The following is a 15,413-nucleotide window of genomic DNA, read 5'->3' on the forward strand; positions in this document are numbered from 1 at the left end:
CGACGCGGACAGGCATGTAGTCGCAGGCATCTGACTGGGCGGCCAAGGAAACCTCGCTGCTGGGGGGGCGCACTGTGATCATCGAGTCGTTCGAGCGCATCCACCGGTCGAACCTGATCAGCATGGTCGTGCTGCCGCTGCGGTTCTCGGGTATCACCGCGCTCAACGAGGCGGTATCCCGGCCACGGTGCACGTCACCGCGGCCAAGGAGTCGGGCGAGGAGGTGGAGTTCGATGCCAAGGTGCGCACCGGCACCCCGGGTGAGGCGGATCACTACGGCAACGGCGGCATCATGCAGTACGTGCTGCGCGAGGTGCTGCGGGGCTGAGCCTCCGCCCGCGAAACGGGGCTTCGTGCACTTCGGACGGAGCCCTGTTCGTCTTCTCAGCCGAATCGCAGGATGCGTGGGGCGAAAGTGCCCTCGGGGCCGTCGGCGCGGCCGACCGACCACACCGTCGCCGTGCCCGGCACCGGCGCCAGCCGCAGCATTGCGGAGTCACCCTCCCCGGCCACCGCCGGTTCGCTGTACTCGGTGAACGACTGTCCGTTCCAGGCAAGGAAATCCGGCCCGGGGACATACGGCGGATAGCTGCCCGGCGGGCCCCACTTCTGCGAGCGGGCCACCGAGACCCAGGCCAGCGCGCCGGGCGTGGTGGGTGCCAGTGAGCTGATCGAGCCGAAGTCGGTGGGCACGGTCACCCGGCTCCACGCCTGCCCGTCCCAGCGGACCAGCAGTGGCGGAATCGGCCGGCCCACCGGGCCGCCGACGAACCCGGCCGTGCCACCCGCCCACACCTCCGTCGGTGAGACCGCCAGCACACTGCTCACAGCCGACCGCGGGAACCCGTCCACGATCGTCTGCTGCCACGCCTGCCCGTTCCAGTGCGACACGGCCGCACCCGATTCGGTGGCGCCCGCGGCCCAGACGTCGTCCGCAGCCAGGATGTGCAGGCCGTACACGGATCCCGGCGGCACCGGCACGTCCCGCCAGCCGTGCCCGTCCCAGCGCAGCAATACCTGCGCGCCGTCCCGCGAACCGATCAACCAGGTCTCACCGCCGCCGGCGACGACTTTGGTCAGCACGACACCGCGCGGCGGCCGGCTCTCGTACCAGGCGACGCCGTCGAAGCGGAGCAGGTGGGCGCCGCCCGCCGCGTCGCGGCCGACCGCCCAGACCGCGGTCGGTGAGGTCGCGGCGATGGACAGCAGCTCTCCCTGCCAGCCGATCCCGGGCAGACTCTGGCGCTGCCACGCGGTTCCGTCCCAGCGCAGCACCAGCGGGAAGCCCGGCGCCTCGCGACCGACGGCGTCGGCACCCACCGCCCACGCCCGGTCCGGCCCGAACGCCACGGCCTCGTTCAGCCCGGCCTGGGGGCGTACCTGTGCCGGGACCGGAACGTGTTGCCAGGACAGAGTCTCCGCCGCGGCCGAGGTCATGATGGTCATGATCGTCATGGCGACAGCGAGGGCCGCGACGAGAAGTCGGCGTGCCATGGTCAGCCTCCCAGCCGCTCGCTCATCAGGTTTGGTTTCGAGCCGTAGATCTCGACGGTCCCGAAGGACAGCAGTGAGAATCCGGCCCTCGCCAGTGCACGCGGTTTGACGTCGATCGCGTTCGTGCGCTCCGGGCCGTAGGAGAAGGTGGTGCGGGGGCCGTCCACCCGTGCGTACTTCGACTGGAACGCGCGGTCGCTGCGCACCGGCAGCCACAGCGCGCCGTCCGGGCCGCGCACCATGGCCTCGGTGTAGGTGTCGCCCAGCGGCGGGTAAGTGGTGCGCCATGCGCGCCCGTTCCAGCTCATCAGGTAGGTGCGGGCCACGCCGTCGGTGTACCTGCTGCCGCCGATCGTGACCCGCCCGGACGGTTCGAGCATGATCGTGTGCACGTTGCTGTTCGGCGGCAGCGACACCTTCGCGTCCCGCCACGCCGTGCCGTCCCAGCGCAGGACGGTGGTCCCGGTGCTGGTGTCCGCCCAAGCCCAGGCGTCGGTGGCGGTACGCGCGGTGATCCCCATCAGGTACAGCACATCGTCCGGGGTGGACTGTGTGGTCCAGCCGGAACCGTCGTAGTGCAACACCTTCAGCCCGGTGTCGTCCTCACCGACCACCCACGCGGCACCCGGTACCGCGGTGAAGTCCTGGTAGGTCCACAGGGTCCGCGGCAGCGGGACGGCACTCCACCCTCCTGCCGACCGGCGCAGGATCTCCCCCACGCCCACGCGGTCGTGGAAGATCCACACCTCCTCGCCGACGAACTGCACCTTGCCGAGCCGGCCCGGCTCACCGGCGCCGGGGAAGGTCGTGTCCCGGCTCCACGCCGTGCCGTCCCACCGGTACAACATCGGCCGCACTCCGTCGGCGGCGTGCTCGTACCCAGTCGCCCACGCCTCACCCGGCCCGCGGGCGGCGAGATCGGACACGGTCACCGGCGGGGCCGCCGCCGGCACCGGCAGCGCCGACCACTTCGGCGTCACAGCCGCGGCCGGCGACACCACCGCGGCACACACGATCACAAGGCAGACGATGACCGCACGGAGACCGTTCACAAGACCCCCCAGAACGCGAAGGTCGCACAGGCTATTGGCGTTCACCCACCCGTGAACAGACGGCATTCGGCCGATCACGTGGGCGGCTGCGGACGGGAAATCCGCTGCAAAAGAACGAGGCCCGGCGTTGGCGCGTGCTGACGTAGCGCACGGCCGCGCCCCACTTGTCCTGCACCGGGGCCAGGCTCACCGGCACCAGGGGCAGCCACCGTTGCCGTACCTGTGGGTTTTGCGCTGGCAGACAGAAGACCCGACGGCGCTGACATTCGATTGACGCGCGGGTCTGCGACTCCTCTCGCCGACGGAGGGGATGTGCACGTGACAGCTCGGGGCACTCCGCCCCGGCATCGCCTACTCCAGGATCCCGAGGTGCCGGTCGGGCTCGCAATGGGTACAGGCGCAGACCATGGCACTGGCGAAGGTCACCGTCAAGATCCAGCTCTGACGCGGCCCCTCAACTCCGGGTACGCCGTCCCGCACCCTGTCAGCCGGCGGCCTCGCGCAGCGCCTTGTCGATCTCGCTCAGGGCATCAGTCAGCCGAGCGTAGTCATCGGCGTCCAACGGCCTGACGAAGAACTTCTCCACCACCCGGGCATGGACGGCCGCGGCGCGGAGGAATGTCGCACGGCCCTCGGTGGTCGGTTCCACCAGGGCCACCCGCCGGTCCTCGGGAGACGGAACGCGGCGGATCAGGCCCGCCGCTTCCATCCGGTCGATCAACCGGGTCGTGCCACTGCTGGTCAACGTGAGGTCGTCGGCCAACTGCCGCTGCGAGACCTCCTCGCCGGGCCGGCGGCAGAGTCGGATGAGCACTTCCAGCATGGTGTGGCTGATCCCGCAGTCCCGTCGCAGGGCGGCGTCGATCCGTTGTTCCAGACGAGTCGCGGACTTGATCAGCAGGCCGAAGTCCCGGACGAGCCCACTGTTGGCGGCGTGAGCGGCGGCCGCGGCGTTCGGCTCGGACATGTCGTTCATCGCCGTGAGTTTACTGCCGGAGCACCTACTGCTGCATCAATTGCTGATCAGTCAATTGCTGATCAGTCAATTAAATTCTAGAGTGGGCGCACCCCAAGAGTGAGAGCAGGAGTGAGAGGGAGATCGGTGGATCTGCAGCACTGGCTCGGTCGAGCCACTCACGCGATACAGGACTGGGCCGACACCTTCGGCCCCTACCAGCCCCACCCGTCCCTCCAGGTGGACGACGACGGCTTCGCCGACGCCTTTGAGCTGTTCACGGGACGGCTGAAGGACAACTATCCCTTCTTCCACCCGCACTACGCGGGCCAGATGCTCAAGCCCCCGCACCCTGCAGCCGTGGTCGGCTACCTCACGGCGATGCTGATCAACCCCAACAACCACGCCCTGGACGGCGGCCCCGCCACCGCGGCGATGGAACGTGAGGTCGTCGGGCGGTTGGCCGCGATGTTCGGCTACGACACGCACCTGGGCCACCTCACGACCAGCGGCACCGTCGCCAACCTCGAAGCCCTGTTCGTGGCCCGCGAACTCCACCCCGGCCGGGGGATCGCCTACAGCGCGGACGCCCACTACACCCACGGCCGCATGTGCCACGTCCTCGACATGACGGGCCACCCCGTACCCACCGACAACCGGGGCCGCATGGACCTCGACGCACTGGAGGACGTCCTGCGCACCGGGAAGGTCGGCACCGTCGTCCTCACCACCGGCACCACCGGACTGGGCGCCGTCGACCCCGTCCACCAGGCCCTGCCGATCGCCGAGCGCCACGGCGTCCGCGTCCACATCGACGCCGCGTACGGCGGGTTCTTCACCCTCCTCGCCGACGCCGACGGCCCTGAAGGGCTCCCGGCCGAGCCCTGGCGGGCCGTCGCACGATGCGACTCGGTCGTGGTCGACCCGCACAAGCACGGACTCCAGCCCTACGGCTGCGGCGCCGTCCTCTTCCGCGACCCCGAGGTGGGCCGCTTCTACCTCCACGACTCGCCCTACACCTACTTCACCTCCGCCGAACTCCACCTCGGCGAGATCAGCCTGGAATGCTCACGCGCCGGCGCCTCCGCCGCCGCCCTGTGGCTCACCTTCCAGCTTCTCCCGCCCACATCCGACGGCCTCGGTCAAGTCCTGGCGGCCGGCCGGCGAGCGGCGCTGAGGTGGGCGCAACTCATCGACGAATCCGAGCACTTGGCGCTCTACCAACAGCCCGAGCTGGACATCGTCAGCTACTTCGCCACCGTCGAACCGGCCACCCTGACCGGCATCGACACGGCCTCCGCCCGCATCCTCACCAACGGTATGACCGGCCCCGACCCGATCTTCCTGAGCACCCTCAAAGCCGGCCGTGAGGCGTTCACCGCACGTCACCCGAAGGTCACCGCAGACGCCGGCGGCGCCCGGATCCTGCGGAGCGTGCTGATGAAGCCGGAGTCCGAACACCACGTCCAGGACCTGCACGACAGGGTCGAGCAGCTCGCCCGGGCCCACTGACCGCAGCACGACGGCAACTGGAGTTCCACCCTGCCCGGCCTGGCCTGGTGGCGCAGTTCCTTTCCGAATCTTCCTTCGGCAAGAGCCACCACGGCCACATGACTGTCACCGCTCGGGCCTGTCTCCGAGGCCGACATGGCCGGGGCGACGGCCCGGGCGACCACATCGCGGGCCAGTTCCGGGCACGGCCAGCGCGAGAGCGATGTCCCGCTCTCGGCGAGCAACCGGCAGGCCGGCGCTTCATCCTCGGCGACCTGCAGCGGGGTGACCGAATCTTCCCGAGCGGGTACGCGGCCATGGGGCTCCCGCGGGCTCAGGTGGCGGGCGGGGCTGACGCGTGGCGCGTCTGCTGGATCAGGACGGTGGTGGCGCGTTCCAGCAGTTCGCAGAGTGCGGCGTGTTCGGAGGGCGTGAACGCGTCGGTGAGCGCGCGCTCAAGGATGATCACCTCCTGGTAGGCGCGGTCCAGCAGCGTCTGGCCCTCATCGGTGAGGGTGGCGATCTGCACCTTGGCGTGCACCGGGGACGTCTCGCGGCGGATGAGTTCCTTGTTCTCCATATTGGTCAGCACGCTGCTCATGCTCTGCTGCGTCACCCCGCAGGAGCGGGCCAGTTGGGCGCCGGACATGCCGCCTTCGCGCGAGAGGATCAACAGCACGGTGTACTGCGTCATGGTCAGCCCGTAGGCACGCAGTACTGCCTCGTGGTGGGCCATCAACGCCTGCTCCGACCGCCTGATCCGGGTGCAGAGGTCGTTCTCGATCGGGGCTTCCACCGCACACTCCCACTCCATTGAAGGTTCATGAGTTGACTCAGGAACCTTACACACCTACCGTTCTCGATTGTAAGGATACTGAGTCAACACAGGGGGCTGTAACCATGAAGGCTGTCGTTCTCGACACCGATGACCACTACCGGGTCGCCGAACTCGATGAGCCCACCCCCGGCCCCGGCCAAGTGGCGATCCGTGTGGCCTACGCCGGGATCCAGTGGGGCGACACCATGGTCAGGGACGGCCACTTCGCCGTACGGCGTCCCTTCGTCCCTGGGTTCGAGGCATCCGGGCACATCGTCGCGGTAGGCGCGGGTATCGACGCACGCCGTGTCGGTGAGGCCGTCACCACGCTGACCACCTCGGGCGCCTACGCCGAGGTGGCCCTGGCACCCGCCACGCTCACGTTTGGCATCGGCAGCATGCCGCTGAGGACAGCCGCAGGTCTCGGGTGGGGCGCACCGACCGCCTATGACCTGATCAACACCGCCGCGCACGTGCGGCCCGGCGAAAGCGTGCTGATCCACGCCGCCGCCGGCTCAGTCGGCACGCTCGCCGCCCAATTCGCCCGACTCGCCGGAGCAGGCCGGATCGTCGGTGTGGTGGGCACTGCCGACAGGGCGGACTACGCCGCGCAGTTCGGGTACGACCAGCTCCTGCTCCGCGAAGAGTTCCCGGCCAAGCTCGGCGACGAGAAGCCCGATGTCATCCTCGACCCGGTCGGCGGCTCGACCCGCACCGCCGGCCTCGAACAGCTCGCAGTACACGGCCGACTGGTGGCATACGGCAACCTCGCCACCTACGAACCCGTCCTCGCCAACGCCAACGACCTTCTCATGGACGGAAAGTCGCTCCTGACCTACAACAGCAACCTGCTCAGCCAGACCCACCCCGGGCGGCTCGCCGACAGTGCCCGCCGCGCACTCGGCCTCGTCGCCGACGGCGAGGTCCGCGTGGACATCACCACCGAGTACGCCCTCGGGGACCTGGCTGTGGCCGTGCAGCGCCTCGCCGAGGGCACAACCCATGGCAAGAGCATCCTCCGCATCGCCTGACAACACGCAGAAAGCGCCGGCCACGAGGCGGCTCCCGCGAGGAACCCCACCAGGACGGGAAGGGATCGCCTCCGACGCGGGAGCGACCACATATGCCCCTCATCAGCGCTGGGCAGCGGCCTTGGCCGCTGCCCAGCCTGCCGCGCCCCACAGGCGAACGCAGCCGCTCATTCCGACGGATGCGCAATGGGAGAGTCGGTAGCGACGCCCGCATCAGTCACCTCAAACGCACCTCCGGACTCCGCCCGCCGCACCCGCCTGCGCCACCTGGCGGGTGCGCAGAATCTGGACCGGACTCGGGATCTCCGCCTGCAACCTGCAGCGCATGGCCGTCGTCAGCCGATGACTCCGTTCCCACCCGCAGGAGACGCCACCACGATCCGACCCCGATATCGCTCTGAGCTGGTCGAACCCTTTTCAGGGCAAGTAGCTAGCTATAGCTAGACGCGGTCCTGGAAGACGCAGCTCCACACGTGCGTGCCCGCGACGCTGCCGTCGGCGCGCACCGCCTCCAGCGTGTAGAAGTGCGTGGTCCCTCGCGCAGCCGTGGTGTCCGTGTAGGCGCGGGTCTCCTTCGGCAGCAGTCCGGTGTGCAGCGGCTCGTACGCCTTCGTGGCCGCGCTCCACCGGCTGACCCGGAAGCCCGCGACGGTGTCGCACTCAGCCGTCCTGTCGCACTCCCAGCCGATGGACGGCCCGTCCTGGTCGGGCCCGCCGATCACGGTGCCGTAGCCCATGCTGCCGAGGTCCCAGTCCCGGGTGACCGTCACGGACGGCCGGACGTCCAGCTCGGTGGCCTCGACGACCGTGACCTTCGGGTCGCTCGGGTGCAGCGCGTTGTCCCAGCGGTCCCTGGCGACGACCGCGTACACGTATGTCTCGCCGTCCGGCAGGTCGCCGCAGAGGACCGCGAGCGGGTCGCTCGTACCCTCGTGGCAGGAGGTGGAGCTGAGCCACTTGACCGTGCCGTCGGCCTGCCGGGCCCCGGTCCAGGCCGCGTAGCGCTCGACGTCGTCCTCGGTCGAGGCCGTCCAGCTCACCAGCACGCCGTCGGCGCGCGGGGTGGCCTTCACGCCGGTGACCGGGCCGGGCGCGACGTGGTCGCCGGTGCGGACGACGAGCGGGGCGGACAGCGCCGACTCGTTGCCGGCCGGGTCCACCGCCGCGACCGCGTACGTCACGTACGTGCCCGCCGGCATGTCCAGGTCGTGGCAGATGCCGCCGGTGCTGGTCTCGTCGCTCTCCTCGGCGCAGGTCACGCGGGTGAGCGCGGCCGGGTCGAGGGTCTTGCCGGGCGAGCGGTAGACGCGGTAGGCCCCGCCGTTGGAGAAGTCCTCGTAGAAGCCGTCGGGCTGCTTCCAGTACACGTCGGTGTAGCCGACGCGGACGACGGAGCCGAGAGAGGTCGGGGACTTCGGCGGCGTCCGGTCGACGCCGTCGCCGGTGACGGCGGCGTACGCCGACGGGTTGCCGAGGGCGTCGAGGGCGCGGACCCGGTAGTGCCGGGCGGTGTTCACGGGTGCGTCGGTGCGGTACGACGTCGTGGTCGTCGTGCCCAGCAGCTCGAAAGGGCCGGTGGCCGCGGAGGCGGCGTACACCTCGTACTTGGCGGCGTCGGCGATCCCCTGCCAGGCCAGGGTGGCCCACCACGCGTCGCCGGTGACCGTGAGACCGGTCGGCGCCGCCGGGCCCGTGCGGTCCACGGTCACAGCGGTGGCGTCGAGGCTGCCGGCGGACTCGCGGCCCGCCTTGTCGACGGCGCGGACCTCGTACAGGAAGGTCTGGCCCGTGGCAGGCGTCGCGTCCACGAAGGACCGTGAGGTGAGCAACGACGAGCCGCTGACCTTCGCCCATTGGGTGGTGCTCAGCCGGCGGTACACGCGGTAACCGGCGAAGTCCATCTCCTTGTTCGCGGCCCAGCGCAGGGTGGTCTTCGTGGTGTCCCGGTTGTACGCGGCGGTCAGACCGGTCGGGGCGAGCGGCTTGACCGTGTCGACTGCGGCCTCGGTGCGCGGGGCGTAGGTGAACCCGGCGTGGGCGAGGCCGGTCCAGGCGACGTAGTCCACGCGGATCGTGTGCTTGCCGGCCGGGATGGTCAGGTCGACCGTCTTGCGGGCTGTGGTGGAGACGTTCTTCCACAGGTCGATCTTCCGCACGCCGTCGACGTAGACGCGCATGCCGTCCTGCGTGGCGGCGGAGAGCCGGAAGGGGCCGCCGGAGCCGAAGTCCCGGGTGAGGGACCAGCGGACGGAGAAGTTGTCCTTGGGCAGGGTGACGCCGGTCGGGTCGCCATACCCGTAGTTCTCGCTGATGGCGGAGTCGCAGGCGGTCAGCTTCGGCGTGCCGCTGAAGGTGGTGTTGCCGAAGTACTGCGCCCTCCAGACGGGAGAGGTGCAGGTGACGGCCGCGGAGGCCGGGGCGGCGGTGATCAGGCCGCCGGTGGCGGCGAGGGCGGCTGTCGCGGCCAGCGCGGTCAGCCGAGTACGAGTCATCACAGAGAGTGGGGCCCCTTCCGGACCATGGAAACAGGTGAAACAGGTGAAACAGGTGACGCCTGTGTGACCCATGAGGCGGGGGCAGGGTTGCCCCGCCCCTCACCTTTTTTCACGCCCGTCGGTTCGGTGGGCGGCGACAGCAGTCGCTGCTGGGGGAGGGCCTGGTGATGCAGGGCTATGGCCGCACCCGGGTTTGCCTCGCCCTGTTCCGCCGTGCCCGGCCGGGGCAGCCTGTGCGCGCAGAGGAAGAGCGCCCCGGCCTGCTCGACGACGTCGACCGCCCGGCGGAGCAGGCGCTTGGCCCCACTGTTTGCTGTCAGGTCACGAGTCGCAGTACGTCCGCCAGGCCGCGCTCTCCGGTGCGGTGTTCCGCCGGCAGGATGTAGGTGCGCAGGCCGCAGGCGGCGGCGGCGCCGTCGCGGACGGGGTTGTCGCCGACCATGAGGGTGGCGCGGGGGTCTGCGCCGAGGTCGGCGCAGGCCTTGAGGAAGAGCTGCGGGTCGGGCTTTTCGCGGCCCTGCTCGTAGGAGATGACGCAGGTGTCGATCAAGGCGTCCAGCCCGTGGTGGGTGAGGTGGGTGCGCAGGTCCTAGGCGAAGTCGCTGACGATGGCGATGCGCAGTCCGCGTTCGTGCAGGGCGCGCAGGACCGGTTCGGTGTCGGGGTAGGGGATCCAGGCGTCCGGGGCGGTGAGTTCCCGGTAGGCCGTCTCCTCCGCGCCGCGCAGGAAGTCCACCTGCTGCGACCATCCCCACATCGCGCGGTGGTGCCAACGGGCCTCTTGAAGCACCCGGTGCTCGTGGCGGGCGAGCCAGGCCAGCAGGGCGGCCGGGGAACCCGCGAAGGGCACAGTGCCCGACAACTCAAGGGCCTGGGACCAGACCGGAGTGCCCCGCCATTCCTCCAGCACCGGTTCGGCGCGCATGTCCATCGCGACGATGGCGGCCCGCACCGGCCGACCCCGCCCGTCGATGGCGTAGAGGCCGTCGCCGTGCCCGGCCAGCCCCACCGCGGCGACGGACCGCCCCACGCCTGGGCCCGCCTGTGCGAGACAGTCGGCGATGGCCTGGTGCGCTGTCCGCCACACGTCGTCCATGTCCCGCTCGACCCAACGGGGGTGCGGTGTGCTCAGGGGAAGTGTGCCGCTTCCCCGTGCCACCGCTCGGCCGGTGGCGTCGAACAGCACGGCCTTGGTCACGGTGTGTCCCGCGTCGACACCGAGCACCAGTTCACGCGCCACCGCTCACACCCACCTCGGTTCGCGGGCATTGACCGCCACGGCGCACCTGCTGGAAGCGGCGAGTCCGACGGCGGCCGTGGCGTTGCGGCCGGACACCGGTACGACCGCCACGCCGCGGGCGGTCGCGGCGGCGATGCCGACGTTCTCCCGTCCCGCCCGGGCCGCGCAGACGGCCCGTAGCTGCGGAGCGATCCGGAGCACCTCCCAGGACACGGGTGCGAAGTGCAAGGCCGGTACCTCGGAATCGCCCACCGAGACCACGATCTCGCCGAGTGCTGCCATGGCCCCGGGCCCGTGCCACTCCATGGTCTGCTGCGCGTCGTGCTGCTCCGCCTTGTTTCCCGGCCAGTCGGCTTGGACCGGCCCGAAGCGAGGACCACACACCGCTGCCAGGGCGTCGACGTAGTACCCGGCAGAGATGAAACGATCACCGACGGACAGAACGCGCAATGCGGTCTCCTCGCGTGTCGAAGCCACACCGCCCCTGGGGCCGATCGTCCCACGTAGCCGGTCGGCACGCCCGGGACCCCCGGCGGCTTTCGGGCTCACAGCAGGCGACTCACACCCGCTGTCGACGGCCGCTTGGCGGACCTGTGACGGCCTGCTCCGAGCGGAAGGCCGAACTGGGAGGCACTGTCCGTCGAACGCCGTTCACCGGGCTCGAGGTGCACCCGCGAGAAGGCCACGAGGCGGGGCACGAAGTCGGCCGCGTCGCTTCCGTCGTGAGTGCTGCGGCTGACGTACGCCTGCGCCATGGCGGCGCCCGCGCGGGCGCCGGTGTTGGTGACCGTGATATCCACTGGGACATCACTTTCGTGCGTCGTGACGGACCGGTCACTGAAGTCGAACGTCGTGTACGACAGGTTCCATCCGAAGGGGTGGCCGGGCGTCAGCCGCTCTCGCTCGAACCAGCGGTAACCGACGTCGCTGCCCTCGATGTCGTGCGAGACTTCGAAGATCTCGCCGATGCGTTCCATGTTTGGGGTTCGACGTGGTCGTGGCCGGGTCCTTCTGCTCGGGCCGCGGGAGCTGCTCGATCTCCGCGCCGCGCCCTCATTGGTAGAACGCGGCGATGACTGCCTGGATCTTCGCTGTCCAGGGGATGCGGAGGGCGCCTCCGGACTGCACGACGACAACCGTGCACGGGTTGGCGTCGGCTACCGCTTCGATCAGCGACTCCTGCCCGTCGGGCAATGTGAGGTCCTGCGCGTCGAGGCCCTCGCGCCATTCCTCAGCGATGACGACGACCAGGTCGGCGTCCCGCGCGCGGCCTCGACGGCGGCATCGACGTCGAGGCCGTCGTGGAAGTCGACGTGGGCGGCGGGCGCTTCGGCGCGGATCGCGTGCAGCGGCGAGGAGGGGTGGTGGACCCGGTCGGCCCAGACCCGGTCGATTCCGGACTTCTCGGCCGACCGAGGATGAGCTGCGAGGCCTTCTTCGTGCGGCCGTGTACGTGGCAGAACAGCCGCTCCGGCGAGCACGGCGCGTTCGGCCGCAGCCACGTCAAGACATCCACGGCCAGGACCAGTCGCCCGTCAGGAAGCTGCGGGAGCGGAGGGCCGGCCAGTACCGTCCGCAGGCTGTCAGCGTCGATCCGGCCGTGATTGAGCCCGTCATACATTGCTCCGTGCCCACGGCGGTGCTCCGGCAGCAGTGTCAGCCCCACTGCGGACTTCACGCTCCGTCCGCGCACAACGCGACGTCTGACGGCTCGAACAGTTCATCGCGAAGGCCACCTGCACGTCCGGCGAATCCCCAGCCGAGCGAATACGTTCGATACATGGTTCGAGATCTGGCACCATGTGCGGCATGACGACGAACCGAAAGGTCCATGCCGCGTAGACGGCCAGGGCACCCCCGGGCCGGCATCTCCCGCCACCGGACATCAGACGCAAAGCCGGTCATCGACGGCTTGTCTGCACGCGCACTGTCCGAGATCTTCCGTCTCGAGCGCACCCGCAATTATCTGCAGCCGGGGGACGTCCACGCAGCCGTGCGCTTGTGGAAGGACTACGTCCACCGTCCCGAGCGCGAGCTGTGGCACGACTACGAGTGGGGCAACGTGCACTGGTACTGCTGCGACGACCCTCTCGAAGCCCGCGCTCTCCTCGACACGGTGATGCAGGCCATTTCACCCCGAAGCGCACGCGAACTCCGCCAGATCATCAGCCGGTTCGACGCCGTCTGGAACCAACCATCGCCGCCATACAACGCAGACGTAGGTTAAGTAACAAGCCCTACCCCCTGATCCGCACGAACTCCGTGGCGGTACGAGCTCTACCGACTGACGCGGATTTCCGGGGCGTTGGCCGTCGGTCGCCGGGTGTTGGCGGCCCGAGCCAGGCGGTCGCGAATGGCGCGGCGGGCGCGGTCGCGGGCTTTGGGGTCTCCGAGGAGCTGGCGGGTGAGTTTCGATTCGAGGATCGCGCCGTGCAGTTCGAAGACGAGTTGGTCGATGTCCGTGTCCGGGACGAGTTCCCCGAGGCGGACAGCCAGGCGTAGTTGTTCGGCCGCCACCTGGAGGCCGCGCCGCAAGCCATTGCGGAGCGCATCGCGGACGGGGCCGGGGCGGGCGTCGAACTCGTGCGCCGCCGCGGCGAAGAAGCAGCCGCCGGCGAAGACGTCTGGCGCGGCGCCTCCGTCATCGCTCTCGCCGCCCTGCTCCTTGCCGCAATCCTCGGACGCGCAGGCACTCGACAGCCTCGCGTGTGGTGATTGAGCAGGCGCCAGTCGCGGACCGCCTTTGCGACGCAGGCAGCCGGAGGTGTTGCATTTGGAGACCGTCGATATGATGTGGATCACTCTCTGGCTGCTTCGGGTCGGGTGTGCGCGATCATGATCGGAATGGACGCTCGTTTCGTTGGCATCACTGAGCTGGTCAAGGCCCCGTCCGTGGCGGTCGTAGTCGACGTCATGCGTGCTTTCACCGTGGCTGCCTGGGCCTTTGCCCAGGGGGCGGAAAAGATCGTTCTCGCTGAGTCGCTGGACGACGCTCTGGCGATCAAGGCTCGCCACCCGGATCGGGTGGCGCTCAAGGACGGGCCGCCCGCGCCTGGGTTCGACATGGTCAACTCGCCGGGCCTGTTGCGGTCCGTTGACCTTGGCGGACGGACCGTTGTGCAGAAGACCACAGCAGGGACGGTCGGCGCCCTTGCGGTCAAGGAGGCGTCGCTGGTGCTGTGCGCCAGCTTCGTAGTGGCGGAGGCAACGGCTCGGCTCTTGCGGACACGCAAGAGTGACAGTGTCACGTTCGTGGTCACTGGCGACGATGGACAGGCCGATGAAGACCTGGCGTGCGCTCAATACATCGCTCGGAGAGCCACCGAGGCTGGGACGGATGCTGCTGAGTTCCTTCGCCGCGCTGTCGAGTCGCGCGCCGCCGCCGAACTGGCAGAGGGTGTGCGTCAAGGAGTTCATCCTTATGACCTTGCACTCTGTCTTGAGCTCGACCGGTTTCCCTTTGCCATGGTGGCGGCCTTGGAAGACTCGCTCATGGTCCTGCGTCCGTGCGCCGTGCCTTCGCCGGCCGACGACGCCTCGATCTGAAAGGCGATGTCAGCCGCAACGGCGGCTGCCGGCTTGTCCGATGGGGCCGCCGACCGCCAGGGGTGGGGGTGGAGAGGGGTGCTGAGCTCGGGTCATCCCGCGGGCGCTCGCCGACTCGTGGCCGTTGGCCGGGAAGGCGCCACGCTGCCGAGGTCCCGGACGGTGTCGCCGTTCGGGGTGCGGGCAACGTCGGTCGGGCAGGTGAACGGTGGCAACGCCCGCGCGACCGGGGTCTGTACGGCCCGGTACTGGGGGTAGTTCGGGGTCTCTCCCGCAGCCGCCAACCGGACAGGAAAGTCTCTTCCAGTTGGCTGTGTGGGCGACCTCCTCATGGTGGTCGTCTCGTCCTTGAAAACGTCAAGCGCAGGGAAGATCGGGGCGGTTTCATCTCCGTGTTCGAGTGATTACTGTGCGTTTTGATCTTTGGGTGGCTGGTGGTCCATCCTGGCGCGGTGACTGTACTCATCACAGGGGCTACCGGCTTCGTGGGTTCCCGCCTCGCGCACGCCCTCCTCACCGGCCGGGGCCAGCGCCTTGTCGCTGTCGGGCGGGGAAGCCTCGCCACTGCTCAGTCCCGCATTGTGGAGGCGGTGAGCGCGCACGGGCGCCTTGATGAGTCGGCACGACGCCGGTTGCGTTGTGTGGGCGGTGACATCACCCAGCCGTGGCTGGGCATGCCGCCTGCCGTCTATGCGCAGCTGGCGCGTGAGGTCAGCGGGGTGTGGCACTGTGCCGGTGACATCGCGCTGGCTGGTGATCGTGAGCGGCTGTTCGGCGTGAACGTGCAAGGCACGGCCAACGTGCTGGACTTCGCGGAGCTGACAGGGCACGCGTGCCGCGTGGTGCATGTGAGCACCATCGTGGTAGCCGGCCGCCGTGCCGACGGCAGCGTGCTCGAGGACGACCTGTGTCAATCCCCTCGAACTGTGGAGACCTTCCTATGCAGCCAGCTCCTCGGTGAAGCTGGCCCAGTAGTCGTGTTCGTAGTCGATCGGGCTCTTCCAATGGCACACGCTGTGTAGCCGACGGGTGTTGTAGAAGTCGGTGATCCAGGTCGCGATCCTGATCCGGGCCGCGGCGCGGGTGGCGAAGGTGTGCCGGTGGACGTACTCGACCTTCAGCACGCTGTTGAACGCCTCGCTGACGGCGTTGTCGAAACAAGATCCGACCCGGCCCATGGACTGGAAAACGCCCAGTCGGCGGCAGGCCCGGCGGAACCTCCGTGAGGCGTACTCGGCGAGTTCAACCAGTCGTTGCAACACCGGGCTGTTGCAGCGAGCGTAGTTGCTCTT

17 protein-coding genes and 2 pseudogenes are annotated in these 15,413 nt (G+C 69.3%); 6 read left to right on the plus strand and 13 right to left on the minus strand.

All coding sequences use genetic code 11. The features are described 5' to 3' along the window. Window positions 1-32: 32 nt before the first annotated feature. A pseudogene (gene acnA, locus ACFU53_RS13245) lies at window positions 33-328 on the plus strand (aconitate hydratase); the annotation flags it as partial. Window positions 329-384: 56 nt separating this feature from the next. Here acnA and ACFU53_RS13250 read toward each other — a convergent pair. The 3 genes from ACFU53_RS13250 to ACFU53_RS13260 form a co-directional block, all read right to left on the minus strand. Beyond that, window positions 385-1,494: a hypothetical protein gene (locus ACFU53_RS13250; RefSeq protein WP_383990227.1), complete on the minus strand. Its 1,110-nt coding sequence runs from the start codon at window positions 1,492-1,494 to the stop codon at window positions 385-387. A 2-nt stretch (window positions 1,495-1,496) separates the two neighbouring features. Further along, a complete protein-coding gene (locus tag ACFU53_RS13255; protein ID WP_383990230.1) occupies window positions 1,497-2,546 on the minus strand; it encodes a hypothetical protein in 1,050 nt (349 codons plus the stop codon). Window positions 2,547-3,030: 484 nt separating this feature from the next. Continuing rightward, entirely contained in the window at window positions 3,031-3,522 is a 492-nt protein-coding gene (locus tag ACFU53_RS13260) for a MarR family winged helix-turn-helix transcriptional regulator (RefSeq protein ID WP_383990232.1), read from the minus strand. A 126-nt stretch (window positions 3,523-3,648) separates the two neighbouring features. On the opposite strand from ACFU53_RS13260, the gene ACFU53_RS13265 reads away from it, so the two are divergent. Beyond that, window positions 3,649-5,013 carry a pyridoxal phosphate-dependent decarboxylase family protein gene (locus tag ACFU53_RS13265; protein WP_383990235.1) on the plus strand — a complete coding sequence of 455 codons (1,365 nt, stop codon included), beginning with the start codon at window positions 3,649-3,651 and terminating at the stop codon, window positions 5,011-5,013. Window positions 5,014-5,326: 313 nt separating this feature from the next. Here ACFU53_RS13265 and ACFU53_RS13270 read toward each other — a convergent pair whose 3' ends face one another. Beyond that, a complete protein-coding gene (locus ACFU53_RS13270; protein WP_383990238.1) occupies window positions 5,327-5,788 on the minus strand; it encodes a MarR family winged helix-turn-helix transcriptional regulator in 462 nt (153 codons plus the stop codon). A gap of 104 nt (window positions 5,789-5,892) precedes the next feature. Here ACFU53_RS13270 and ACFU53_RS13275 point away from each other — a divergent pair, with 104 nt between their 5' ends. Then, window positions 5,893-6,840, plus strand: a complete 948-nt coding sequence (locus tag ACFU53_RS13275; RefSeq protein WP_383990241.1) for a zinc-binding alcohol dehydrogenase family protein — start codon at window positions 5,893-5,895, stop codon at window positions 6,838-6,840. Between the two features lie 440 nt (window positions 6,841-7,280). Here ACFU53_RS13275 and ACFU53_RS13280 read toward each other — a convergent pair whose 3' ends face one another. The 7 genes and pseudogenes from ACFU53_RS13280 to ACFU53_RS13310 form a co-directional block, all read right to left on the minus strand. Continuing rightward, complete coding sequence (locus tag ACFU53_RS13280; RefSeq protein WP_383990244.1) at window positions 7,281-9,332, minus strand: PA14 domain-containing protein; 2,052 nt, start codon at window positions 9,330-9,332, stop codon at window positions 7,281-7,283. 319 nt (window positions 9,333-9,651) lie between these two features. After that, on the minus strand, window positions 9,652-9,921 hold the full coding sequence (locus ACFU53_RS13285; protein WP_383990270.1) for an HAD family hydrolase: 270 nt from the start codon (window positions 9,919-9,921) through the stop codon (window positions 9,652-9,654). A gap of 3 nt (window positions 9,922-9,924) precedes the next feature. After that, the gene (locus tag ACFU53_RS13290) at window positions 9,925-10,575 is read right to left on the minus strand and encodes an FGGY family carbohydrate kinase (protein WP_383990247.1); all 651 of its coding nucleotides are present in this window, start codon (window positions 10,573-10,575) and stop codon (window positions 9,925-9,927) included. Between the two features lie 3 nt (window positions 10,576-10,578). Further along, window positions 10,579-11,025: a hypothetical protein gene (locus ACFU53_RS13295; protein ID WP_383990250.1), complete on the minus strand. Its 447-nt coding sequence runs from the start codon at window positions 11,023-11,025 to the stop codon at window positions 10,579-10,581. A 95-nt stretch (window positions 11,026-11,120) separates the two neighbouring features. Then, a complete protein-coding gene (locus tag ACFU53_RS13300) occupies window positions 11,121-11,552 on the minus strand; it encodes a hypothetical protein (protein ID WP_383990253.1) in 432 nt (143 codons plus the stop codon). 76 nt (window positions 11,553-11,628) lie between these two features. Beyond that, entirely contained in the window at window positions 11,629-11,958 is a 330-nt protein-coding gene (locus tag ACFU53_RS13305) for a glycoside hydrolase family 3 C-terminal domain-containing protein (protein ID WP_383990273.1), read from the minus strand. A gap of 16 nt (window positions 11,959-11,974) precedes the next feature. After that, a pseudogene (locus tag ACFU53_RS13310) lies at window positions 11,975-12,357 on the minus strand (transposase); the annotation flags it as partial. A 130-nt stretch (window positions 12,358-12,487) separates the two neighbouring features. Here ACFU53_RS13310 and ACFU53_RS13315 point away from each other — a divergent pair. After that, window positions 12,488-12,802, plus strand: a complete 315-nt coding sequence (locus ACFU53_RS13315; RefSeq protein ID WP_383990256.1) for a hypothetical protein — start codon at window positions 12,488-12,490, stop codon at window positions 12,800-12,802. Window positions 12,803-12,852: 50 nt separating this feature from the next. Here ACFU53_RS13315 and ACFU53_RS13320 read toward each other — a convergent pair whose 3' ends face one another. Then, complete coding sequence (locus ACFU53_RS13320) at window positions 12,853-13,377, minus strand: TetR family transcriptional regulator C-terminal domain-containing protein (RefSeq protein ID WP_383990259.1); 525 nt, start codon at window positions 13,375-13,377, stop codon at window positions 12,853-12,855. A 42-nt stretch (window positions 13,378-13,419) separates the two neighbouring features. Between ACFU53_RS13320 and ACFU53_RS13325 the strand changes: the two genes are divergently transcribed. Together ACFU53_RS13325 and ACFU53_RS13330 are read left to right on the plus strand one after the other, a co-directional pair. After that, window positions 13,420-14,121, plus strand: coding sequence for a 2-phosphosulfolactate phosphatase (locus ACFU53_RS13325; protein ID WP_383990262.1), 702 nt, complete (start codon window positions 13,420-13,422; stop codon window positions 14,119-14,121). Window positions 14,122-14,573: 452 nt separating this feature from the next. Continuing rightward, on the plus strand, window positions 14,574-15,143 hold the full coding sequence (locus ACFU53_RS13330; RefSeq protein WP_383990265.1) for an SDR family oxidoreductase: 570 nt from the start codon (window positions 14,574-14,576) through the stop codon (window positions 15,141-15,143). Here ACFU53_RS13330 and ACFU53_RS13335 read toward each other — a convergent pair. Then, a partial coding sequence (locus tag ACFU53_RS13335; RefSeq protein WP_383990268.1) for an integrase core domain-containing protein occupies window positions 15,060-15,413 on the minus strand: 354 nt, incomplete at its 5' end. The two genes, ACFU53_RS13330 and ACFU53_RS13335, sit on opposite strands and share 84 nt — an antisense overlap.

It is taken from the genome of Streptomyces sp. NPDC057474 (assembly GCF_042802555.1).
Lineage (GTDB): Bacteria > Actinomycetota > Actinomycetes > Streptomycetales > Streptomycetaceae > Streptomyces.

Coding starts and splice junctions, on each gene's coding strand:
- ACFU53_RS13250 (WP_383990227.1), bottom strand. CDS start 1,494: ATGGCACGCCGACTTCTCGTCGCGGCCCTCGCTGTCGCCATGACGATC.
- ACFU53_RS13260 (WP_383990232.1), bottom strand. CDS start 3,522: ATGAACGACATGTCCGAGCCGAACGCCGCGGCCGCCGCTCACGCCGCC.
- ACFU53_RS13275 (WP_383990241.1), top strand. CDS start 5,893: ATGAAGGCTGTCGTTCTCGACACCGATGACCACTACCGGGTCGCCGAA.
- ACFU53_RS13280 (WP_383990244.1), bottom strand. CDS start 9,332: ATGACTCGTACTCGGCTGACCGCGCTGGCCGCGACAGCCGCCCTCGCC.
- ACFU53_RS13300 (WP_383990253.1), bottom strand. CDS start 11,552: ATGGAACGCATCGGCGAGATCTTCGAAGTCTCGCACGACATCGAGGGC.
- ACFU53_RS13325 (WP_383990262.1), top strand. CDS start 13,420: ATGGACGCTCGTTTCGTTGGCATCACTGAGCTGGTCAAGGCCCCGTCC.